The organism is Novosphingobium sp. ZN18A2, assembly GCF_036784765.1.
Lineage (GTDB): Bacteria > Pseudomonadota > Alphaproteobacteria > Sphingomonadales > Sphingomonadaceae > Novosphingobium.
In genome coordinates this window covers 2,499,739-2,520,923 of sequence record NZ_CP136651.1, presented here as the reverse complement: position 1 = coordinate 2,520,923, position 21,185 = coordinate 2,499,739, and the positions used below count along the sequence as shown (strand labels likewise).

Genomic DNA, 21,185 nt, shown 5'->3' with positions numbered 1-21,185 from the left:
ATTTCGCCGCCGCGAAACTATCCACCGGAGAAAGTTCATTTTTGATGCGGGTCAATGAGGATGGACGCGGGGCGGCGCAGGGGGCATCCTGTTCACTCCAAGGGGGATCAAGTCATGGAAGGGAAGGCTCCATGGAATCTGTAGTCATGCGCACGGGCATCCTGTTCGTTGCGCTCATTGCCGCTGTCGCAGCGGCCGCGCTTGCGGCCGACGGCGGTTTCGCCATCCACATGGGCATCGTGGCGGCCGCCGCCGCGCTGGCCATATGGTATACCGTCAGCCGCGCCGACTATCAGGGGATCGCGCGCGGCATCCTGAAGCCGCAGGACCAGTCAAAGTACGATGACGAGCCCATTCGCTGGGGTGTCATCGCGACGGTGTTCTGGGGCATGGCCGGCTTCCTTGCCGGCGTCTATATCGCTGCCGAGCTGACCTGGCCGCAACTGAACATCGCGCCCTGGTTCAACTTCGGACGCCTGCGGCCGCTGCATACCTCGGCGGTTATCTTCGCATTCGGCGGCAACGGGCTGATCGCGACCTCGTTCTACGTGGTCCAGCGCACCTGCCGCGCGAGGCTGGCCTTCCCCGGCCTCGCCCGCTTCGTTTTCTGGGGCTACCAGCTGTTTATCGTGCTGGCGGCGACCGGTTACCTGATCGGCATTACCCAGTCGAAGGAATATGCCGAGCCGGAATGGTACGTCGATATCTGGCTGACCATCGTTTGGGTCGCCTATCTCGTCGTGTTCGTGGGAACGATCGTCAAGCGGACGGAGCCGCATATCTATGTGGCCAACTGGTTCTACCTCTCGTTCATCCTGACCATCGCCATGCTGCACGTGGTCAACAACCTGTCGATCCCGGTCAGCCTGTTCGGTTCGCGCAGCTATCCGGTGATGGCGGGCGTGCAGGGCGCGCTCACGCAATGGTGGTACGGCCACAACGCGGTGGGCTTTTTCCTGACCGCGGGCTTCCTGGGCATGATGTACTACTTCGTGCCTAAGCAGGCCGAACGACCGGTTTACAGCTATCGCCTGTCGATCATCCACTTCTGGGCGCTGATCTTCCTGTATATCTGGGCGGGTCCGCACCACCTGCACTATACCGCGCTGCCCGACTGGGCGCAGACGCTGGGCATGGTGTTCTCGGTCATGCTGTGGATGCCCAGCTGGGGCGGCATGATCAACGGTCTGATGACGCTGAACGGCGCATGGGACAAGGTCCGCACCGATCCGATCATCCGCCTGATGGTGATGTCCATCGCCTTTTACGGGATGAGCACCTTCGAAGGCCCGATGATGTCGATCAAGACGGTCAATTCGCTGTCGCACTATACCAACTGGACCATCGGGCACGTGCACTCCGGTGCGCTCGGCTGGAACGGCATGGTGACGTTCGGCGCGCTCTATTTCATGGTTCCGCGCCTGTGGAAGCGTGAACGGATGTATTCGGTCCGCATGATCAACTGGCACTTCTGGCTCGCGACCGTGGGTATCGTGTTCTACGCGGCATCCATGTGGGTGGCCGGGATCACCCAGGGCCTGATGTGGCGCGAATACGGGCCGGATGGCTATCTGGTGAACAGCTTCGCCGAAACGGTGGCCGCGATCCATCCGATGTACATGCTGCGCTGGGGTGGCGGTATGCTCTACCTCGCCGGTGCGGCGGTCATGACCTACAACGTGTGGCGTACGATCGCCGGAAGCACGCTTCGCGAGGAAGCGCCCATGGGCGGCGCGACCTACGATGCCGCGGCCGACGTTCCGCTCGCTCCCGCAACCGCGCGCTGAAGGGAAAACCACAATGGCAAAAACTATCCTGGAGCGTCACGCGACGATCGAGCGCAACATCACGCTGCTGGCCATCTGTGCCTTCATCGTGGTGGCCATCGGCGGGATCGTGGAAATCGCCCCGCTGTTCTGGATCCACAACACCATCGAAAAGGTGAAGGGGATGCGTCCCTACAGCCCGCTCGAACAGGCCGGTCGCGACATCTATGTTCGCGAAGGGTGCTATGTGTGCCACAGCCAGATGATCCGTCCCTTCCGGGACGAGGTCGAACGCTATGGCCACTACAGCCTTGCTGCGGAATCGATGTACGACCACCCGTTCCAGTGGGGGTCGGAGCGTACCGGGCCGGACCTGGCGCGCGTCGGCGGACGCTATTCGGATGCATGGCACGTCCAGCACCTCAGCAACCCGCAATCGGTCGTGCCGGAATCGATCATGCCGCACTACGCCTATCTCAAGGAAACGGCGCTCAGTTCCGGCGACATGGAAGGTTCTATCCGCAAGGAGATGGAAACGCTGAAGGAAGTTGGCGTTCCCTATTCCAAGGAAGACCTCGATAACGCGGAAGCCGATCTCAAGGCGCAGGCCGATCCCAACGCGGACAGCGCGGGGCTTCTGAAGCGGTATCCGAAGGCGCAGGTGCGCGATTTCGACGGCAATCCGGACAAGCTTTCGGAAATGGACGCGCTGATCGCCTACCTGCAGGTTCTTGGCACGATGGTCGACGTGAACGACGCCACCGCGCAGGAAGACCTGGCCAAGGAGACGGGGCGGTGACCGGGTTCGAACACTCGATCTACGAGGGGCTGCGGCACTTTGCCGACAGCATCGGCCTGGCGTTCATGGCCCTGGTTTTCCTGGGTCTGGCCGCCTGGGTCTTCCGGCCCGGTTCCACGGAAAAGAACCGCGCCGCCGCGAACATGATCTTCAACGACGACGAACCCGGCGAAGAAGATCCGAAGAAGGAAAACGACGATGGCAGATAAGCGCATCGACGAAGCCACCGGTACCGAGACCATGGGGCACGAATGGGACGGTATCGAGGAACTCAACACGCCGCTCCCCAAGTGGTGGCTCTATACCTTCTATGCCTGCATCGCCTTCGCGATCGGTTACGTGGTCGTCTATCCGGCGATCCCGCTGATCAACGGCGGCACGCCGGGGATATGGGGGTGGACCAGCCGCGGCCAGTTCGACAAGGAAATGAAAGCCGAGCAGGCCGAACGCGCACCGATCCTTGCCGCTCTTGCCAAGACCCCGCTCGACCAGCTTCCGAACGATCCGAAGCTGATGCGCGCGGCGATCGAAGGCGGTGCGGCCGCGTTCAAGGTGAACTGCGTGCAGTGCCACGGCGCGGGCGCGGCGGGCAGCAAGGGCTATCCCAACCTGAACGACGACGACTGGCTGTGGGGCGGCACGATCGACCAGATCGATTACACGATCACGCATGGCGTGCGCCAGGCGGCCGATCCGGAAAGCCACATGAGCCAGATGCCCTCGTTCGGCAAGGACGGCATCCTTACGGCAAGCCAGATCGACCAGGTGGTAACCTACGTCCAGACGATCAGCGGCCAGCAAAAGCCCAGCGCGGCCTCGCAGGCCGGTGCGGCAATCTTCGAGCAGAACTGCGCGGTGTGCCACGGCGCGGACGGCAAGGGGAACCAGACGCTTGGCGCGCCGAACCTGACCGACGCGATCTGGCTTTACGGCGGTGACCGCAAGGATCTGATCAACACGGTGACAAACGCCCATTACGGCCAGATGCCGAACTGGGGTGGGCGTCTCGATCCGGTTACGATTAAGATGCTGGCCGCCTATGTCCACTCGCGTGGCGGTGGCGTGGCCAGCCCGGCTGCGGCTCCGGCCGCGGCGGATGCCGCTCCCGCCGGTGAAGCGCAGTAAAAGCACAGGTCGTCTGACATGAACCGCCCCGATCCCGTCGCCGTCGATCACTCGAATGAAATCGGCTTGTACGAAAAGCGCAAGCAGGTTTTCCCGAAACAGATCGACGGCACATTCCGCCGCCTCAAGTGGGCGATCATGGCTTTCTGCCTGCTCGTCTATTGGGGGACGCCGTGGATCCGATGGGATCGGGGCCCCTATGCGCCGGACCAGGCGGTGCTGATCGACCTGGCGCACCGCCGCTTCTATATGTTCAATATCGAGATATGGCCGCAGGAATTCTATTTCGTGGCCGGGTTGCTGATCATGGCGGGCATCGGCCTGTTCCTGGTCACCAGCGCGGTGGGCCGGGCGTGGTGCGGCTATGCCTGCCCGCAAACCGTGTGGACAGACCTGTTCCAGCACGTGGACCGCTTCCTTGACGGGGACCGCAACGCCCAGTTGCGGCTGGCCAAGGCGCCGTGGGGGCCGGCCAAGGTGGCACGGCGGGTTTTCAAGTGGTCGATCTACCTGCTGATCGCGTTCCTTACCGGCGGCGCGTGGATCTTCTATTTCGCCGATGCGCCCACGCTTCAGCACGAATTCTGGACGGGGCAGGCGGCGCCCGTCGCCTATGCCACGGTGGGCGTGCTCACCTTCACCACGTTCTGGCTGGGCGGCTTCATGCGCGAACAGGTGTGCGTCTATATGTGCCCCTGGCCGCGCATCCAGACCGCGATGCTCGATGAAAAGAGCCTGCTGGTCACGTATAAATACTGGCGCGGAGAGCCGCGCGGTAGCGTGAAGAAGGCGGAAAAGAACCCCGATGCCTTTGGCGACTGCGTGGATTGCAACCAGTGCGTCGCGGTTTGCCCCACCGGCATAGATATCCGCGAAGGTACGCAGGTGGGCTGCATCACCTGCGCGCTGTGCATCGACGCCTGCGATCGCGTGATGGGGCAGGTGGGCCGTCCGCGCGGCCTGATCGATTACACCACGCTTGACGATACCGCGCGCGAACTGCGCGGAGAGCCGCACACGCCGATCAGGAAGACGCTGTTCCGCCCGCGCACGTTGATCTATTTCGGCATCTGGGCGGCGCTGGGCCTTGGCCTGCTGTTCATGCTGGGCCATCGCACCCGGCTCGACCTGTCGGTGGCCAAGGACCGCAATCCCGAATACGTGCTGCTGTCCAGCGGATCGGTGCGCAACGGCTACACCGTGAAGCTGCGCAACATGGAAGACCGCCCGCGCAAGATGGAAGTCACGCTTGACGGGCTTGCCGCTGGATCGATGTATACCGACGAGATGGAAGCGACCGACGCGTCCCGCAAACTCACCTTCGAGGTTCCCGCCGACGAGACGATGCGCCTGCGCGTCTATGTGACCGAAAAAGGCCCCGGTGCCGAGGGCGGAGACTTCTCGTTCAACTTGCGCGCGATGGACAAGGAAGGCGGCACCGATACCGAACGCACCACCTTCACCACGCCGGACTGAACCAACCAGGAAAAGAGACAGGCCATGATCCCCGAAAGCCGCTCTACACCCCGGCCGTCCCGCAAGGGTCAGTTCACGGGCCGTCACATCACGATCATCCTGGTCGCCTTCTTCGGCGTGGTGATCGCGGTGAACGTATTGATGGCGCGCTTCGCGGTATCGACATTCGGCGGGCTGGTGGTGGAAAACTCCTATGTCGCCAGCCAGCACTTCAACACGTGGCTGGCCGAAGCGGACCGCGAAAAGGCGCTGGGCTGGAAAGCCTCGCTTGAACGCAACGGCGCCGGCGCATTCCAGACGCGGCTTGTGGATAGCGCGGGCAAGCCGATCGCTTCGGCAAAGGTCCGCCTGTTCGCCGAACATCCGCTGGGCCGCAAACCGCCCGTCAACATCGCGCTGGTCGAAGGCGCGCCCGGCACCTATTCCGGCGCGCTGCCCGAAGGGCGCTGGTACGTGCGCGTGCTGGTAAAGGCCGAGGGACGGTCCTGGCGGACGGCCGGGGAAGTAAAGTGAACGCCCCGGCGCGGGAAGAGGCGCCGGGAACCTGCAGCGTCCTCAACGTGCCGGGGATGCATTGCGCGGGCTGCATGGCCAAGGTGGAACGCGCCTTCGGAAACCTGCCCGGCGTGACGTCCGCCCGCGCGAACCTGACCGCGCGCAGCGTGGAAGTGATCCACGACGGGCAGGTGCAGATACCGCAGATCGTGGACGCGCTGGCCGCCGTGGGGTTCGAGGCCCAGCCGCGTGAAGACATCGCGCCGCCGCCTTCCGCGGTGAAGCCGCTGCTTGCGCCGCTGGCGGTGGCGGCCTTCGCAGGCATGAACGTGATGCTGCTTTCGGTCAGCGTATGGGCGGGCGCGGGCGGCGCCACGCGTGACCTGTTCCACTGGATCTCCGCGCTGATCGCGGTTCCCGCCATCGCCTATTCGGGCCGCCCGTTCTTCACCTCTGCATGGGCGGCGCTGAAGAAGTGGACCACCAACATGGACGTGCCGATCTCCATCGGCGTGATCCTGGCGACCGCGCTCAGCTTTTACGAGGTCGTGACCGGCGGCAAGGACGCGTGGTTCGACGGCACGCTGATGCTGCTGGTGTTCCTGCTGATCGGCCGCGTGCTTGACGCCATGATGCGCGACCGCGCGCGCGCCGGGGTGGATGCCCTGCTGCGACAGGCCGCCAACGGCGCGACCGTGGTGGACGATAGCGGGCTGACCGGATGGGTAGAGGCGCGGCGGTTGGCGCCCGGCATGGTGATGCGCGTGTCATCGGGCGAACGCCTTGCCGCCGACGGCACGATCCTGTCCGGCACCAGCAGTTTCGACCAGTCGCTGCTGACCGGAGAAAGCGCGCCCGTTCCCGTCGGTCCGGGGGCGGATGTGCTGGCGGGTACACTGAACCTGGATGCGCCGGTGGACGTGCGGGTTACCGCCACCGGCCACGGCACCGCGCTTGCGGAAATCGCGCAACTGATGGAAGCGGCGAGCCAGTCCAAGTCCGCCTATGTCCGCGTGGCAGACCGCGCCGCGCGGCTTTATGCCCCGGCGGTGCACACGCTGGCCGCGCTGGCCTTCGTCGGCTGGATGATCGCGGGGGCGGGGCTTTACAAGTCGCTGGTCGTCGCCATCGCGGTGCTGATCATCACCTGTCCCTGCGCGCTGGGGCTTGCCGTTCCGGTGGCGCAGGTCGTGGCGGCGGGCGCGCTGATGAAGCGCGGGATCATGGTGAAGGACGGCTCCGCGTTGGAACGCATGGCGGGGGTCGACCGCGCGCTGCTGGACAAGACGGGCACACTCACCATGGGCCGCCCGGTTCCCGATCCCGCCACGATAGAGGCGATGGGGGTGGAAGAGGCCGCCGTGGCGCTGGCGCTCGCCAGCAACAGCAAGCATCCGCTTTCGCGCGGTCTGGCCGCCGCGCTTTCCGCACGGGGCGTTCGCGCCGAGACGCTGGCAAATGTGCACGAAGAGCCGGGACGCGGACTGACCGCGCTGTGGCACGGGCGCACCGTTTCTCTCGGTCGGCCCGAGCGGGGCGAGGGGACGGCAAGCGTGCTGGCGATAGACGGCTCGCCGCCGCGCCTCATCCGCTTTGCCGATGCGCTCCGGCCCGACGCGGCAGAGGCGCTGGCGCGGCTTTCCGCGCTGCACGTGGAGGCTTCCATCCTGTCGGGCGATGCGCCCGAGGCCGTGGCCGAAGTGGCCGGGCAGACGGGGCTTGCGGGCAGGGGCGGAGTATCGCCCGCCGCCAAGCAGGACGCGACGATCGCGTTGCAGCAGGCCGGGCACAAGGTGCTGATGGTGGGGGACGGGCTGAATGACGGGCCGGCACTGATGAAGGCCGATGCATCGATGGCGCCCGGTTCGGCCAGCGACGTGGGGCTCCATTCGGCGGACCTTGTGTTCACCGGGGATTCGCTGCTCGCCATCCCGCGCGCGGTGCGCGCGGCGCGGGCGACGATGGCGGTGGTGAAGCAGAACTTCGCGCTGGCGGTGATCTATAACGTGCTGGCGGTGCCGCTGGCGATGGCGGGAATGGTGACGCCGTTGATCGCCGCCGTCGCCATGTCGGCCAGCTCGCTGCTGGTGGTCGGCAATTCGCTGCGGCTGGTGCGGGCGGCGAAATGAACAACCTGCTGTTCCTTGTGCCGATTGCCATCGGAATGGGGCTGGTCGGGCTGGCGTCGTTCTTCTGGGCGATGCGCAACAGCCAGTTCGACGACCTGGACGGCGCCGCCGCGCGCATCCTGATCGACGACGAGGACGAAGACGAAATCGACAGTTCCGGCAAGCGGACCGGCGATTCCGGCTGACGACCCGCGGAAAACCAACGCATTCGAACGGATCAGTGCAGGTTGGTATTATCCGTGCGCGCCGAAATAGTTCGCGATGGCGACTGCTATGCGCAGATTGAGCGTGTGGGCGCGTTCGATCGGGTCGATGAAGCGGGCACGCACCGCGCCATAGTCTTCACCGGGATGATCGGGATAGTCGCTAGGTTCGTCCACCGCGAAATCGCCCAGTTCCGGCGCGGCCACCGGATAGGCGCGGCGCAACTGGGCCAGCGCATCGTCCACGCGCAGCGACAGCACCATTTCCAGCACGTCATCGCGGCTTACGTCGTTGGCGCGCGCGAAGGGCGGCACTTCCACGGTGCGCAGGAACATGTGCATCAGCAGCGAAAGGCGCAGCGCCTGGAGCAGGCCGATGATGCGCCGGTCCTCGTTCCCGCGCGCATCGCGTTCGCGGCTGCCGCCCGGCACCAGCGCCAGCAGGCGGTGCAGCTTCATCCAGTCGACCCGCAGGCGAGAGGCAAGGCGGCGGAAAACCCCGGTGCGATCGTCGCGCGTCAGGTGCTCGGCCAGCGCCAGGCAGGCGGGTTCAAGCTGTTCCTCTGTTCCGCGATAGGGGCGGCTTGCCCAATAGGCGGAATTGAACAGTTCGCCATGCGCGGCCACTGTCTTGATGCTGGCCAGCGCATTGGCGGATTTCAACAGCCGAACCAGTTGCCGCCCGCGTTCGGACGCGGCGAGCAATTCGGCAATCGCTTCGGTTTCTTCCCCCGCGGCCGTGCCCACTCCGGCGATCACGTTCACCGGATAGCCCAGTTGCTGGAGGATGGCGTTGTGCGGGATCGCGCGGATCTGGCGCAGGCTCATCGACCGGTCCGAACCGATGTCGGACTGGCGGCGCGAAACGCGGCTGCCGGTGGTTTTCAGCAGGCCCAGGCCGAACGCGGTCAGCGCGCGCGAATAGGTCGCGGATTCCAGGTGGTCGCGCTGCACGCGGCGAATGGAGCGATAGAAGTCCAGGCTAAGGTCGGTGCGGTCGTAAAACGGATCGTCGCCGTTGCCGCCCGCCAGCGCCACTTCGGCCTCTGCAATGCGCGTCAGCGTGGCAAGCGCCAGCGCGCGGTTGCGGAAGAACAGATATCCGTCCCCGCCCTGGAAGCTCGCCTCCGGTTCAAGCGCGATGCCCGCGCGGGCAAAACGCTGCCGCGCCCAGCGCGAAAGCGGCCAGGTCAATCGGTCGGTAAAGCCCGAAGGATGCGCACCGCGCCCCATGCTTTCGCCGTGGGTGTTGAACACCAGCGCGGCAACGTCTGTCAGGCCGTTGGCCTTCATCGCCTGGGCAAGCCGGCCCTGCAGCCGCTCTATCGCCAGCGCGGCGGGTATCTGGCCGATGAAGCGTCCGGCATCGGAAAACCCGGTCTGTATCGCCACGCGCCCGCGCTGCCGGGCATATTCGCGATAGGCATCTTCTGCCAGCAGCGCGTTCAGGAACCGTCCGCCGTGTTCCAGCGCGGCTTCGGTTTCGAACAGCGGCGAAACGTCCACCTTGCCCGCGATGCCGAACAGCTTCGAGAAATAGAGCGCGGCCAGAACCGTCTGCGGCTGTTCGCACTCGGCGATCAGCATGCGGATCGGCGCATCGGCATCGATGTGGTGCAGGATCTGCGCCATCGCCAGGAACTGGCGCATCGCGGTTGACGTCTCCAGCGCCAGCGCGGCGAAGTTCACGCGCAGCGGCTCAACTTCCGCCAGCAGTTCGCGCAGGCGCGAAAGCGCGCTCTTGCTTGCAAGGTCCAGAACGCCCTCCGGGTCGATCCGGCGGCGCAGCGCGTTCAGCAGTTGCGAGGAATTGACGCGGAAATGAATCCAGCCCAGCCCCAGCCCGTCTGCCCGCATCGCGGCGGCCAGCGTGGCCAGTGCCAGCGCGCGGTCCTCGTCCTCGCAGTCCTGCGCATCGCGTTCCAGCGCTTCGATCAGCGGGGCAAGGCTCAACAGCTTGTCCGGGTGATCGGCGGTCAGCGTGTTGGCGGCGTCGGCCAGTTCCGCCGGATCGTCCAGCGGGCGCGAGAACGCCTCCGCCATCTCGCCGGCGCGTGCCTGCGCCCTTGCCAGCGTGTCGATCAACGGGTGCGCGGGATCGGCCTGTTCCAGCGACGCGCGATACCGCGCGAGCCGCAGCGCCTTTTCGCGCAGGCGAAACGCGATGGAGGTGGTCCACGAAATATCGGTGCGGCCGTCCATGTCATAGCCGACCCAGGTAGCGAAGCGGAACGGCAGCGGCCTGAAGTCCAGCCAGCTTTTCGGCCAGCGCTGCCGCGCATGGGCATAGAGCCTGCGCACCATGGCATCGCGCGCGGCCGCCGCTTCCCCGATCGCGTGGCTTACTTCGCCATGTTCGAATTCCAGCGTAACCTGCGGGCCTTCGCCCGGCCCGGTGCAGGTTGTCGCGTCTATCTCGTCACCGCTGGATGCGGCGGCGGCCACGGCATCGGCCTGCGCGGGGGTGAGCAGGAAGGTGGGGTGCGCGGTGAACACCGCGTGCATCAGCGGGCGTTCCCAGCGCGCGCGGAACTGGGCGAAGCCGTCCTCGTCAGGCAACAGGCCATCCAGCGCGGCGGCGTTCTCAGCGTCTCCGATCGGGGCGACAAGGCGGTGCAGCCGCTCCGCGCGGGTCTTCAGCGCGCGGCATTCCAGACCGGCCACCAGCGTTTCCACATCGTCCAGCGTCGACCGACCGGCTTCCAGTTCGCGCGAAAGATCGTGGCTGAGCTGGAACACCGGGTTGAACAGCGGCGTTTCCGCAGTCTGGCGGTGCAGTTCCTGCAAGCGATCGCTAAGGGCTTCCAGCGACTTCATGCGGCCAGCCCCGCCGCTTCGCGCGCGGCGGCCTCGATCCGGGCCTCGTCCGGCGCGCCTTTGGGCACCACCCAGCTTCCGCCCACGCAGAGCACCGGATCGAAGCCCAGCCATTCGGGCGCGGACTTGGCGGTGATGCCGCCCGTGGGGCAGAAGCGGCACTGAAAGAACGGCGCGGCCAGCGCCTTCAGCGCGGGAAGGCCGCCGGACGCCATGGCCGGGAAGAACTTGAAGTGGGTAAGGCCCAGGTCCAGCCCGCGCATGATGTCGCCCGCGTTGGCGATGCCGGGCAGGAACGGGATGCCCGCCCCCACGGCGGCCTTGCCCAGCGGCTCCGTCAGGCCGGGGGAGACGATGAACTCGCTGCCCGCGGCAATAGCGGCGGCAAGGTCTTGCGGAGAGATAACCGTGCCCGCGCCCACGATGGCGCCTTCCACCGTCTTCATCGCCTCTATCGCGTCCAGCGCGCAGGGCGTGCGCAGCGTGACTTCCAGCACGGGCAGCCCGCCCGCCACCAGCGCGCGGGCGACGGGAACCGCGTGTTCCACATCCTCGATCACCAGAACCGGGATGACCGGGGCGGTCCGCATGATGGTTTCGATCGCGCTCACGTGCCTGTCCCTCTCGCTGTTTGCGACAGAAGGGTAACGCGCAACGGATCGTTTCGCACCCGCAAAACGCGGGTCGCGGGGCAACGAATAGCTATTTCCTGGAAGCGATCAGACCGCCGAACTGAACTTGTGCGGCCCTGCGCGATAAGCATCGAACAGCGCGGCGATGGTCCGCGCATAGGGTTCCGAGCCGCATTCCAGCGACAGATGGCGCCCGTCAAGCCGCGCCAGCCCGCGCGCGATGAACGGTTCAAGCCGGTCGCGCACGCCCGAAAGCAGTTCGGGATCGACCATCGCCTGCCCCTGGCACAGCAGGGCGGAGATCACCGCGCCGCGCCGGCGGTCTTCATCGGTGCGCCGCACGCCGCGCCGCCCCGTCACCTTGCCGGCGGCCGACAGCATCCTGTATCGCCCCGCGTTCTTCTCGTTCTGGACGAGCAGGCCGGGAAACTCGCTGATCGCGGTCGCGCCAAGCCCGATCAGCGAAGGCGCCTGGTCTTCGGTGAACCCCTGGAAGTTGCGGCGCAGCGTTCCGCTGTCGGCGGCGCGGGCCAGGTCGTCGTGCGGCAGCGCGAAATGATCGAACCCCACCGGGCGATACCCCGCGCGCGCCAGCCGCGCATAACCTTCGGCCGCCATGCGGAAGCGCGCCACCTGTCCCGGCAGTTCGCTATCGTCGATCTTGCGCTGGCGCGCGATCATGTGCGGCACATGGGCATAGCCGAACAGCGCGATGCGTTCGGGCGCCATGCCGATCGTGGCGTCCAGCGTTTCGGCCAGCACCGTGTCGTCCTGGAAAGGCAGGCCGTACATCAGGTCGAAATTGAGCGAGGCGACGCCCGCTTCGCGCAGATTTTCCACCGCGCGTTCGATATCCTCGCGCGGCTGGATGCGCCCGATGGCGGCCTGCACTTTCGGATCGAGCGTCTGCACGCCCAGGCTGGCGCGCTTCACACCCACGCCGCGCATCGCCATCAGCCATTCGCGCGTAAGGCTGCGCGGATCGATCTCTATGGAAATATCGGGCGCTTCGGTACGGAAGTGCAGCGACAGGCAATCGATCAGCCGCACGAAATCGGTGGCCGTGATGGCGTTCGGGCTTCCCCCGCCCAGCGCGATGCGGGTGATGCGCACCGACGGATCGAGCAGGCCGGAAACGATCTCTATTTCTGCCAGCAATGCTTCCAGATAGCTGGCGACGCGGCCGGTGCGATTGGCCGCGCTGGTATTGCAGCCGCAGTACCAGCAGATCTTTTCGCAAAACGGGATGTGGACATACAGCGAGGCAGAGCCGCGCAAGTCAGCCAGCGCCTGCCGATGCGCGGGCGCGAAATCGCCGTCGGTAAATTCGGCCGCCGTGGGATAACTGGTATAGCGCGGAACAGGCGTTGCCAGCAGCTCGGGATAGTAATCCCAGCCGGCATAGCGTTCGGGCCTGGCCTGTGCGTGCGTCATGGAAATGGCCAATGCCCGCCAAAGCGCGTCCGCTCATTGAGATAAGACAAAATCGGACCGGTTCATTCCGGACGCGATAAAAAATGTGCAGCAATCGCATCTGCTATGCGTCAGCGAGCCTTCGGCAACGCATCCGCCGGCGCACGAAAGGCGGATGCCCGCGACTTGGCGTATGTGCTATATTGCTTTTCCGTCCACCGGACCCATTTTCCGCCAGGCCCATTTTCGAAGGGTAGCGGGGCAAGCGGGTTGGGAGAAGCCGCCATCCATTTCTTCGTCATCAAGGTTCAGGATCTTCCGGCGCTCAATTACCTGGCGGCCGGCTATCCCAGGCCCGTGGCGCTTGCGTGGATCAATCGCGGCACGGATCAGGCGCTGAGGCCGTCGACGGTGGAGCAATTGCTGCGCACCATGTTCAATCCCGACCTGTCGGACAACCTCAGGCGGCTTCAGGCCAATGCCGGGCTGCGGGCGGAATTCGAAACCGAAGGCAGGCGCAACGGCTTCCACAAGGCATTCAGGGCGGCGCTGGACGATTACGTGTCGGCCTGTTCGCACATCGTTGCCGGCATATTCCCCGACCGGAGCAGCGCCGAAGCGGCCATCATCGGCCTGAAGGCGAACCGCGTGCCCGAACGGGCGATTTCGCAAATGTGGCGCACCGGGCAGTTCATCCAGCCGGGCAGTATCATCCCGAAAGGCCACAGCAAGACCAGCATCGCCAGCGCGGCATCGGGCGGGGGGATCGTCGGCGCGCTGCTCGGTGTCGGCCTGCTGCTCGCCCCCGGAATAGGCGGCCTTGCCGCGGCCGGCGGCATCGCCGCGCAGGCGCTGGGCAGCATCGGCGCATTCGGATCGGCGCTGGGCGCCACGGGCGGCGCAATCGCCCGGATGCTGACAGATATAGACGTGGATGGCCGCGAGGCCGAATTCTATGCCGCCAGCGTGCTGAAGGGATCGGTCGTCGTGGGGGTGGACTTGCATCGTTCGGGACTGGAGCGGCATTTCGTGCAGGAATTGCTGCACAGGCACGGCGCGCGCTGGCCGTTCGGGGCGGGCATGGAAAATTGACCCCACTGCGAAATCCAGTGCGGGGTGGAGTGCCCTGTTCGCGCGTCTCGCGTCACCGTGAGCGATCCCGGCTTTCGCCGGATTGACGATCTGGCGCCGGGATGACGATCTGTCTGCTGGCAGCTGTCCGCTTCGGGACCGATCGGCAAACCGGCCCGGATTAGCGATTTGTCAATCCGCGGCTGGTTACCCCTGTCTCCGGTTATCCGGGGGGAAACGATGGCCACGACCAGAAAACGATCGCGCAAGCGTGCGCGTGTTCTTCTGCACGGGCGGCTGGATGGGCTGTCCGGCCCGCAGGATGTGCGCGTGCGCGATATCTCGCGGGAAGGGGCGCTGGTCGAAGTGTCGACCCGGCCGCACGTGGGAGAGATCGTGGAACTGACCTTCGGCGATACGCGTGTCACCGGCCATGCCGCATGGCGTGACGGTTCCTGGGTCGGCATGACCTTCGCCGAGCCGCTGGACGGAACCACGTTCGTCGATGCGACAGGCAACAAGCTGCGGGTAACGGCGCCGCGTTCCTATCGGCACGACAGGATCGCGGATGGGGACGAGGAGGCGGAAGCGCCGCTTCCGAAGGTCAGGCTGGGCGACCGGCTGAACTGATCCAGGCGCGGCGGTGCGCCTCTGCTCAGCCGGCCTTTCCGAACACCTGATCGAACGCGGCTTCCAGCCGGGCGAGGCTGGCGGGCACATCCTTCAACTTGTCCAGCCCGAACAGGCCGATCCGGAAGCTTTTGTAGTCCGGGCCTTCGTCAACCATCAGCGGCACGCCCGCCGCGACCTGAAGGCCCAGCGCGGCAAACTTCTTGCCGTTCTGCACGTCGGGATCGTCGGTATAGCAGACCACCACGCCCGGCGCGCCAAAGCTTTCGGCGGCGACCGACTTCACGCCGCGCGCGGCCAGCATCGCGCGCACCGCGTTGCCCTGTTCCCACTGCGCGGCGCAAAGCCTTTCAAAGCCATAGGCCTTGCTCTCCAGCATGGCGTCGCGGAACGTGCGCAGCGCGTCCGTCGGCATTGTCGCGTGATAGGCGTGGCCGCCGTTCAGGTAGGCTTCCATGATTGAAAGCCATTTCGCCAGGTCGATCGCGAAACTGGTGGAGGTGCGCGCCTTGCAGCGTTCCAGCGCGGCTTCGTTCAGCATCACCAGCCCGGCCGAGGGCGGGGCGGACCAGCCCTTTTGCGGGGCGGAGATCAGCACGTCCACGCCGCAGGTCTTCATATCCACCCACACGCAGCCCGAAGCGATGCAATCGAGCACGAACAGCCCGCCGTGTTCGTGCACCGCGTCTGCCACGTCACGGATATAATCGTCTGGCAGGATCATGCCGCTGGCCGTTTCGACGTGCGGCGCGAAGACCAGCGAGGGTTTGCCCTTGCGGATCGCGGCGATCACTTCGTCAAGCGGGGCGGGTGCAAACGGGTCGGCCGGCCCGCCGTTGCCTTGCCGCCGGGCTTTCATCACCGTCTCGCCCGAAGGGATTGCGCCCATTTCGAATATCTGGGTCCAGCGATAGGAAAAGAACCCGTTGCGGATCACCATCACGTCTTCGCCGGTGGCAAGCTGACGCGCCACCGCTTCCATCGCGTAAGTCCCGCCGCCCGGAACCACTACCGCGCGCGAGGCGTTGTAAACTTCGCACAGCGTCTGATGGATATCGCGCATGACGTGCTGGAAGGCGCCGCTCATGTGATTGAGCGAGCGATCGGTGAACACCACCGAGTATTCGAGCAGGCCATCGGGATCGATGTCGGGGCGCAGGCCGGGCATTCGGGTCTCCAGGTAAGGTCAGGCCCGATATCCAGTAAACGGCACGCTCGTCAAACCCGCCGTTCGTTCCCGGTCAGCGTGCCCATCGCGTGAAACGCGCGTGCATGGCCAGGGAACGGGGCCAAGGAGCGGAACCAAGGAACGGAGAACATCATGAGCGACCATGTCTACAAGCTGACAGAGATCGTCGGCACGTCCCACGACGGAATCGACAAGGCGATTGCCGTCGCACTGGACCGCGCGCACAAGACGCTGCGCAACGTGCGCTGGTACGAACTTACCGGTACGCGCGGTTATATCGAACCCGATGGCCGGGTTCACCACCAGGTGACGCTGAAGATCGGCTTCACGCTGGACGAATAATCGGGGACGAATAATCGGGGGGACGAATAATCGGGGGGCGAATAGGCGGACGGCGCCCGCCGGTGACAGAACGGCGCGTCAGTCCGCCCGGTTCTGCCGCCAGTCGCGCTTGATCTTCTTGGCAAGGCTCCACTTGTGAACCTCGGTGGGGCCGTCATAGATGCGGAAGGCGCGCACTTCACGGAACACCTGTTCCACGATGGTCTTGTCGGTCACGCCGGTGCCGCCCATCATCTGGACGCAGCGGTCCGCGATGCGCATCAGCGCTTCCGACACCGCCACCTTGGCCATCGAGCTTTCGACCGTGCCAAGCGAACCGGTATCCAGCACGCCTGCGCACCAGTCTATCATCAGTTCCGCCTGCTTCAGGTCGATCATGTTCTCGGCCAGCATGAAGCCCACGCCTTCGTGATCGACCAGTTGCTTGCCGAAGGCTTCGCGGCGGCAGGCATAGTCCGAGGCGATCTCGTGCGCGCGGATGCAGCAGCCCAGCCAGCGCATGCAGTGCGAAAGACGCGCGGGCGACAGACGCACCTGCGCATATTTGAACCCTTCGCCCGCTTCGCCCAGCATCTGGTCCGCCGGTACGCGCAGACCGTCTACCAGCACGGTTGCGTGGCCGCCGGGCATGGAACTGTCGATGGTGTTGGGCACGTGTTCTATGCGTATTGCCGGATCGGGCAGGTCGACCAGGAACATGCAGGCGCCGCCGCTATCGTCCTTTGCCATGACGATCCCCACGCTGGCACCGTCTGCCCCGGTGATGAAGGCCTTGCGCCCATCGATCACCCAGTGGTTGCCGTCGCGCCGGCAGGTGGTCTTCATCAGCGACGGGTCCGATCCCGCGCCGCCTTCTTCCGCCGGTTCGGTCATGAAAAAGGCCGAACGGGCGCGGCCTTCCACCAGCGGGGCAAGGAAACGCTCCCTGATATCCGGGCTGCCGACCTTGCCCAGCAGGTACATGTTGCCTTCGTCGGGCGCCATCGTGTTGCAGGCCAGCGGGCCGAGCGGCGACAGGCCGGACCGGATCAGGACATGGGCGGTTTCGCGCTGGGTCAGGTGATCTCCGTCACCAAGGATATGCGGGGTAAGGACACCGGCGGCGCGGGCCTTTTCGCGCATTTCGTAAACCAGCTCGTCGGTCGGCGCGCCGTGATGGTCGCGGCGCGGATCGGATTCATACGGCACCACGATGTCGCGCACGAAGGCTTCCACGCGTGCCCCGATGCCCTTCGCCCGTTCGCTGATCGTCATGCCCTTGTTTCTCCCGGCCAACCGTTCGTTTCCGGGCTGCCCTAGGGGCGGAGGGCGGGACTGCCAAGCCTTTACACGGGTCCGGTGCGGAAGCCCCGCACCGCCGGTTGCCGGAAAGGACAAAGGACGGCGCGGGGCCAGATTGCGTGCCGGCCCGTTAAACCGCGGCCAATGCCTGGTCGAAATCTGCGATCAGGTCTTCGGCGTCCTCTATGCCGATCGACACGCGCACCAGGTTGTCGGTGATGCCCAGCTTCGCCTTGCGCTCGTCCGGCACGGAAAGGTGCGTCATCGCCGCGGGGTGGCTGGCCAGCGTTTCGGTGCCGCCAAGGCTGACCGCCAGCTTGGCGATCTTCAGGCTGTCGAGGAAGCGGAAGCTTTCCGCCTCGCCGCCCTTGATGAATACCGAAAAGGTGCTGCCCGCGCCGGTGCAGTGGCGCGCGAAGATGTCTTTCTGCCGCGCGTCCTCTATCATGCCCAGATAGCCCAGCCCCTCCACCTTTGGGTGGCCTTTCAGGAAGGCGCAGACTTTCGCCGCGTTTTCGCCCGCGCGGGTCATGCGCAGCTCCACCGTTTCAAGGCTGCGCAGCAGCATCCACGAGGTGTTGGGATCGGCGATACCGCCCATCGTGTTGCGCAGCATGCGCACCGGGTCGAGCCACGCCTTGGCCCCCGCGATGCCGCCCGCGACAAGGTCCGAATGGCCGCCGACGTACTTGGTCAGCGAATAGACCACGATATCGGCCCCGTGGTCGAGCGGGCGCGACCACAGCGGACCCAGGAACGTGTTGTCTATGACGATCGGGCATTCGCCCTTGCCCAGCACCGCGTCGCGGGCATCGCGCACCGCTTCCACGTCGACCAGCGCATTGGTCGGGTTGGCCGGGCTTTCCAGATAGACCATTGCCACCTTGCCGCCCTGTTTCGCGGCCATGTCCTTCGCCTGTGCCAGCACCGCGTCGATTTCATCGCGGCTCGCCCCCGCCGCGAAGTCGAGGTAGGTCACGCCGAAGCGCGTCAGCGTCTTGGCGACGAAGCCTTCGCTTGCCGCATAAAGCGGGCCGGAATGCACGATCACGTCCCCGGCCGAGCAATAGGCCAGCATCAGCACGCAGATCGCGGTCATGCCGCTGGAAAAGCACAGCGCGTCTTCCGCGCCGTCCCAGATCGACAGGCGATCTTCCAGGATTTCCTGGTTCGGCCCGTTGAAGCGCGAATAGACAAGCCCTTCCGCGCCGCCGGGACGCTTGCCGGTGATCCCTTCGAAATGCCGTTTTCCAGCCGCCGCGCTCTCGAAGGCGAACGTGCTGGTCTGGAAGATCGGCGGCTTCAGCGATCCTTCGGAAAGCGAGGGATCGTATCCGAAGCCCATCATCAGGGTGGCGGGTTTCAGTGGCCGGTTACCGATGGTAGTCGCTTCGGGCTTGGGCTTGCGCCGCGGCGTGGGCGGGGTTGTGGGGGTGACAGGATCGTTCATGGCTATCCTCGCATCTGTCAGGCGTTGCCCGGACGCTCGAAAGCATCGCCTGCAACGCTCCCAGGCAGGCGGGAGCCGGAATTTTCAACCGTGGCCAGGGTTCCTAACCTCCGCAGGAACGCATCTCCGCCGGATCGTCCACGCGAATAGGAAATCGCGCCCGCAGAGGCAAGGCGGTTGCCGGTGCAACCTGTTGAAGCGCGATCAGAAAAGCGCCGCCATCGCCCACACCAGCGCCACGATCATGAAGGCGCCGACCACGTCCAGCATGAAGCCCGCGCGCAGCATTTTCGGCAGCGCGATGTGCCCGGTGGCCCAGGCGATGGCGTTGGGGCCGGTTCCGGCGGGCAGCATGAAACCCCAGCTGGAAGCCAGCGCGACGGGCAGGGCCAGCAGCACCGGGTCAAGGTGTAGCGCCGCGATCATGCTGGCGACGACGGGCATGATCCCGCTGGCCGTGGCGACGTTGCTGGCAAACTCTGTCACCACGATGACCAGCGCGACAACGGCGACGGCCATCACCGGAAGCGGCACGGCTTCCAGCGGCAGAAGCATATCTCCGATCCAGCCTGCAAGGCCGGACGCGCCCATGCCGGCTGCCAGCGCCAACCCGCCGCCGAACATCATGATCACGCCCCACGGCGCGCGGTCCGCCTCTTCCCAGGTCAGCAGCGGGCGGCCTGTCCCGTCGGGCAGGATGAACAGCAGCAGGCTGCCGATAATGGCGATGGTGCCGTCCGTCAGCGCGCCGGGCGGGAACAGCGGGTCGAACAGCGGGCGGCAAACCCATGCGACCACGATCAGCACCACCAGCGGCACAAGGCGTCGTTCGGGCACCGTCCAGTGGTGCGACTGCGCGATGGCGTCGCGCGCGGCATGAAGGTCGAACCGGTCGTCCGCCAGTTTCTGCGTGCGCGCGATGATGAAGGCGGCAAGCGGGATGCCCACGATCACCACCGGCAGGCCGAACGCCGTCCACATCGCGAACGACACGTTGAAGTCCAGCGTCTGGCGCAGCAGCGCGACCGAGATCGCGTTGGTGGGCGATCCCACGATCGTTCCCAGCCCGCCGATCGTCGCGCCGAAGGCGATGCCGATGGGCAGCGCGCCCGCCAGCCCGCGCGTCTCGTCGGGCCTGATCCCGCCGCCCGCCATCACGGCCAGCGCCATGGGCATCATGATCAGCGTGGTGGAGGTGTTGGAGATGATCATCGAAAGGATCGCGGCGGAAATCATGAAGGCCAGCAACAGCCGCCCGCTGCCGCCGCCTTCGCCCACGTGGCGCAGGATCGCCAGTGCAAGGCGGCAATGAAGGCCCGTGCGTTCAACCGCCAGCGCGATGAACGCACCACCAAGGATCAGGAACAGCACCGGCGAATAATAGGCAGAGGCGGTATCGGCCGCGGTCATCGTGCCGGTCAGCGGCAGGACAAGAAACGGGACAAGCGCGGTGGCGGTAAGCGGTATCGCCTCGCTCATCCACCAGGCCGCCATCAGCACCACCATTCCCGCAACCGGCCACGCCTGCGCGGGCATGGAGCCGGGCGGCGGGACAAGCAGCGTCAGCAGGAAGGCGCAAAGGCCGATCCAGAAGCCGATACTGCGTGCGTTCATGCGCCGGCTGGTCCCCGTTTCCCCGATTGCAAGAGGCTATCAGGCGCAGGGCGCGGCGCAAGCGGCTTTTGTGCAGTGCGGGAAGGGGGAGGGCGTTTGTGCCCGGTCCGCGCCAAAGCAAAAGGGCGCGCCGTGCGGCACGCCCCCTCGCGAATGTCCGGATCCGGGCGCAGGCCTTACTTCGGCGCCAGCACCATCAGCATCTGGCGGCCTTCCATGCGGGGGAAGGCTTCGATCTTGGCGATTTCGGCCACGTCTTCCTGCACGCGGCGCAGCAGGTCCATGCCGATCTGCTGGTGCGAAAGCTCACGCCCGCGGAAGCGCAGGGTAACCTTCACCTTGTCGCCGTCCTCGATAAAGCGGAACACGTTGCGCATCTTCACGTCGTAGTCGTGAACGTCGATGTTGGGACGCATCTTGACCTCTTTGATGTCCTGGGTCTTCTGCGTCTTGCGGGCAAGGTTCGCCTTCTTCTGCGCCTCGTATCGGAACTTGCCGACATCGAGGAACTTGCAGACCGGCGGATCGGCATTGGGCGACACCTCGACCAGGTCGAGGCCGACGTCGGCCGCCTGCTCGATCGCTTCGCGGGTGTACATGACGCCCAGGTTCTCGCCGTTCTCGTCGATCACGCGCACTTTGGGCACGTTGATCATGTTATTGTAACGGGGCCCGCTCTTCACGGGGGGCGTCATCATGCGCCGGGGTGGGGGAGCTATAGTGCTTTCTCCTGCAGGTTGCTTCCAAACGACT

Annotated in this window: 19 protein-coding genes; 11 read left to right on the top strand and 8 right to left on the bottom strand. The window is 65.6% G+C overall.

The features are described 5' to 3' along the window. The first annotated feature begins 131 nt into the window (after window positions 1-131). From ccoN to ccoS, 8 genes are read left to right on the top strand one after another with little or no spacing between them, the layout of a single operon-like run. Window positions 132-1,787: a cytochrome-c oxidase, cbb3-type subunit I gene (gene ccoN, locus RXV95_RS12005; RefSeq protein WP_338466281.1), complete on the top strand. Its 1,656-nt coding sequence runs from the start codon at window positions 132-134 to the stop codon at window positions 1,785-1,787. Between the two features lie 13 nt (window positions 1,788-1,800). Continuing rightward, entirely contained in the window at window positions 1,801-2,565 is a 765-nt protein-coding gene (gene ccoO, locus RXV95_RS12000; RefSeq protein ID WP_338466280.1) for a cytochrome-c oxidase, cbb3-type subunit II, read from the top strand. Then, on the top strand, window positions 2,562-2,774 hold the full coding sequence (locus tag RXV95_RS11995; RefSeq protein ID WP_338466279.1) for a cbb3-type cytochrome c oxidase subunit 3: 213 nt from the start codon (window positions 2,562-2,564) through the stop codon (window positions 2,772-2,774). Before ccoO ends, RXV95_RS11995 begins: the two co-directional genes overlap by 4 nt. Then, the gene (gene ccoP, locus RXV95_RS11990; RefSeq protein ID WP_338466278.1) at window positions 2,764-3,690 is read left to right on the top strand and encodes a cytochrome-c oxidase, cbb3-type subunit III; all 927 of its coding nucleotides are present in this window, start codon (window positions 2,764-2,766) and stop codon (window positions 3,688-3,690) included. The genes RXV95_RS11995 and ccoP overlap by 11 nt, the downstream gene beginning before the upstream one ends. An 18-nt stretch (window positions 3,691-3,708) precedes the next feature. After that, window positions 3,709-5,166 (top strand): cytochrome c oxidase accessory protein CcoG, encoded by a 1,458-nt coding sequence (ccoG, locus tag RXV95_RS11985; RefSeq protein WP_338466277.1) that lies wholly within the window; start codon window positions 3,709-3,711, stop codon window positions 5,164-5,166. 24 nt (window positions 5,167-5,190) lie between these two features. Continuing rightward, a complete protein-coding gene (locus RXV95_RS11980; protein ID WP_338466276.1) occupies window positions 5,191-5,679 on the top strand; it encodes a FixH family protein in 489 nt (162 codons plus the stop codon). Beyond that, complete coding sequence (locus tag RXV95_RS11975; RefSeq protein WP_338466275.1) at window positions 5,676-7,790, top strand: heavy metal translocating P-type ATPase; 2,115 nt, start codon at window positions 5,676-5,678, stop codon at window positions 7,788-7,790. Before RXV95_RS11980 ends, RXV95_RS11975 begins: the two co-directional genes overlap by 4 nt. After that, the gene (gene ccoS, locus RXV95_RS11970) at window positions 7,787-7,975 is read left to right on the top strand and encodes a cbb3-type cytochrome oxidase assembly protein CcoS (RefSeq protein ID WP_338466274.1); all 189 of its coding nucleotides are present in this window, start codon (window positions 7,787-7,789) and stop codon (window positions 7,973-7,975) included. Before RXV95_RS11975 ends, ccoS begins: the two co-directional genes overlap by 4 nt. Before the next feature lie 48 nt (window positions 7,976-8,023). Here the strand turns inward: ccoS and RXV95_RS11965 are convergent, their stop codons facing one another. From RXV95_RS11965 to RXV95_RS11955, 3 genes are all read right to left on the bottom strand, one after another. Beyond that, window positions 8,024-10,810: a phosphoenolpyruvate carboxylase gene (locus tag RXV95_RS11965; protein WP_338466273.1), complete on the bottom strand. Its 2,787-nt coding sequence runs from the start codon at window positions 10,808-10,810 to the stop codon at window positions 8,024-8,026. Beyond that, the gene (gene eda, locus RXV95_RS11960; protein ID WP_338466272.1) at window positions 10,807-11,421 is read right to left on the bottom strand and encodes a bifunctional 4-hydroxy-2-oxoglutarate aldolase/2-dehydro-3-deoxy-phosphogluconate aldolase; all 615 of its coding nucleotides are present in this window, start codon (window positions 11,419-11,421) and stop codon (window positions 10,807-10,809) included. The genes RXV95_RS11965 and eda overlap by 4 nt, the downstream gene beginning before the upstream one ends. A gap of 108 nt (window positions 11,422-11,529) precedes the next feature. After that, the gene (locus tag RXV95_RS11955) at window positions 11,530-12,876 is read right to left on the bottom strand and encodes a radical SAM protein (RefSeq protein ID WP_338466271.1); all 1,347 of its coding nucleotides are present in this window, start codon (window positions 12,874-12,876) and stop codon (window positions 11,530-11,532) included. A gap of 249 nt (window positions 12,877-13,125) precedes the next feature. On the opposite strand from RXV95_RS11955, the gene RXV95_RS11950 reads away from it, so the two are divergent. Further along, window positions 13,126-13,947 carry a hypothetical protein gene (locus RXV95_RS11950; RefSeq protein WP_338466270.1) on the top strand — a complete coding sequence of 274 codons (822 nt, stop codon included), beginning with the start codon at window positions 13,126-13,128 and terminating at the stop codon, window positions 13,945-13,947. 219 nt (window positions 13,948-14,166) lie between these two features. Next, window positions 14,167-14,556 (top strand): PilZ domain-containing protein, encoded by a 390-nt coding sequence (locus RXV95_RS11945; RefSeq protein ID WP_338466269.1) that lies wholly within the window; start codon window positions 14,167-14,169, stop codon window positions 14,554-14,556. A 25-nt stretch (window positions 14,557-14,581) separates the two neighbouring features. On the opposite strand, the gene RXV95_RS11940 is transcribed toward RXV95_RS11945, so the two are convergent. Further along, window positions 14,582-15,724, bottom strand: a complete 1,143-nt coding sequence (locus RXV95_RS11940) for an aminotransferase class V-fold PLP-dependent enzyme (protein WP_338466268.1) — start codon at window positions 15,722-15,724, stop codon at window positions 14,582-14,584. A gap of 153 nt (window positions 15,725-15,877) precedes the next feature. On the opposite strand from RXV95_RS11940, the gene RXV95_RS11935 reads away from it, so the two are divergent. Continuing rightward, window positions 15,878-16,087, top strand: coding sequence for a dodecin (locus tag RXV95_RS11935; protein ID WP_338466267.1), 210 nt, complete (start codon window positions 15,878-15,880; stop codon window positions 16,085-16,087). A gap of 78 nt (window positions 16,088-16,165) precedes the next feature. Here the strand turns inward: RXV95_RS11935 and RXV95_RS11930 are convergent, their stop codons facing one another. The 4 genes from RXV95_RS11930 to infC all read right to left on the bottom strand — a co-directional run bounded on the left by RXV95_RS11930 (window position 16,166) and on the right by infC (window position 21,130). Beyond that, a complete protein-coding gene (locus RXV95_RS11930) occupies window positions 16,166-17,341 on the bottom strand; it encodes an acyl-CoA dehydrogenase family protein (RefSeq protein WP_338466266.1) in 1,176 nt (391 codons plus the stop codon). 157 nt (window positions 17,342-17,498) lie between these two features. Then, window positions 17,499-18,818, bottom strand: coding sequence for a cystathionine gamma-synthase family protein (locus RXV95_RS11925; RefSeq protein ID WP_338466265.1), 1,320 nt, complete (start codon window positions 18,816-18,818; stop codon window positions 17,499-17,501). Window positions 18,819-19,022: 204 nt separating this feature from the next. Continuing rightward, window positions 19,023-20,432, bottom strand: coding sequence for a DASS family sodium-coupled anion symporter (locus RXV95_RS11920; protein ID WP_338466264.1), 1,410 nt, complete (start codon window positions 20,430-20,432; stop codon window positions 19,023-19,025). Window positions 20,433-20,608: 176 nt separating this feature from the next. Then, the gene (gene infC / locus RXV95_RS11915) at window positions 20,609-21,130 is read right to left on the bottom strand and encodes a translation initiation factor IF-3 (RefSeq protein WP_338466263.1); all 522 of its coding nucleotides are present in this window, start codon (window positions 21,128-21,130) and stop codon (window positions 20,609-20,611) included. Window positions 21,131-21,185 lie beyond the last annotated feature (55 nt).

Excerpts from the sequence above, each read along its gene's own strand:
- ccoN (WP_338466281.1), top strand. The coding sequence starts at position 132 with ATGGAATCTGTAGTCATGCGCACGGGCATCCTGTTCGTTGCGCTCATT.
- ccoO (WP_338466280.1), top strand. The coding sequence starts at position 1,801 with ATGGCAAAAACTATCCTGGAGCGTCACGCGACGATCGAGCGCAACATC.
- ccoP (WP_338466278.1), top strand. The coding sequence starts at position 2,764 with ATGGCAGATAAGCGCATCGACGAAGCCACCGGTACCGAGACCATGGGG.
- ccoG (WP_338466277.1), top strand. The coding sequence starts at position 3,709 with ATGAACCGCCCCGATCCCGTCGCCGTCGATCACTCGAATGAAATCGGC.
- RXV95_RS11980 (WP_338466276.1), top strand. The coding sequence starts at position 5,191 with ATGATCCCCGAAAGCCGCTCTACACCCCGGCCGTCCCGCAAGGGTCAG.
- ccoS (WP_338466274.1), top strand. The coding sequence starts at position 7,787 with ATGAACAACCTGCTGTTCCTTGTGCCGATTGCCATCGGAATGGGGCTG.
- RXV95_RS11965 (WP_338466273.1), bottom strand. The coding sequence starts at position 10,810 with ATGAAGTCGCTGGAAGCCCTTAGCGATCGCTTGCAGGAACTGCACCGC.
- RXV95_RS11955 (WP_338466271.1), bottom strand. The coding sequence starts at position 12,876 with ATGACGCACGCACAGGCCAGGCCCGAACGCTATGCCGGCTGGGATTAC.
- RXV95_RS11945 (WP_338466269.1), top strand. The coding sequence starts at position 14,167 with ATGGCCACGACCAGAAAACGATCGCGCAAGCGTGCGCGTGTTCTTCTG.
- RXV95_RS11940 (WP_338466268.1), bottom strand. The coding sequence starts at position 15,724 with ATGCCCGGCCTGCGCCCCGACATCGATCCCGATGGCCTGCTCGAATAC.
- RXV95_RS11935 (WP_338466267.1), top strand. The coding sequence starts at position 15,878 with ATGAGCGACCATGTCTACAAGCTGACAGAGATCGTCGGCACGTCCCAC.
- RXV95_RS11930 (WP_338466266.1), bottom strand. The coding sequence starts at position 17,341 with ATGACGATCAGCGAACGGGCGAAGGGCATCGGGGCACGCGTGGAAGCC.
- RXV95_RS11925 (WP_338466265.1), bottom strand. The coding sequence starts at position 18,818 with ATGAACGATCCTGTCACCCCCACAACCCCGCCCACGCCGCGGCGCAAG.
- RXV95_RS11920 (WP_338466264.1), bottom strand. The coding sequence starts at position 20,432 with ATGAACGCACGCAGTATCGGCTTCTGGATCGGCCTTTGCGCCTTCCTG.
- infC (WP_338466263.1), bottom strand. The coding sequence starts at position 21,130 with ATGATGACGCCCCCCGTGAAGAGCGGGCCCCGTTACAATAACATGATC.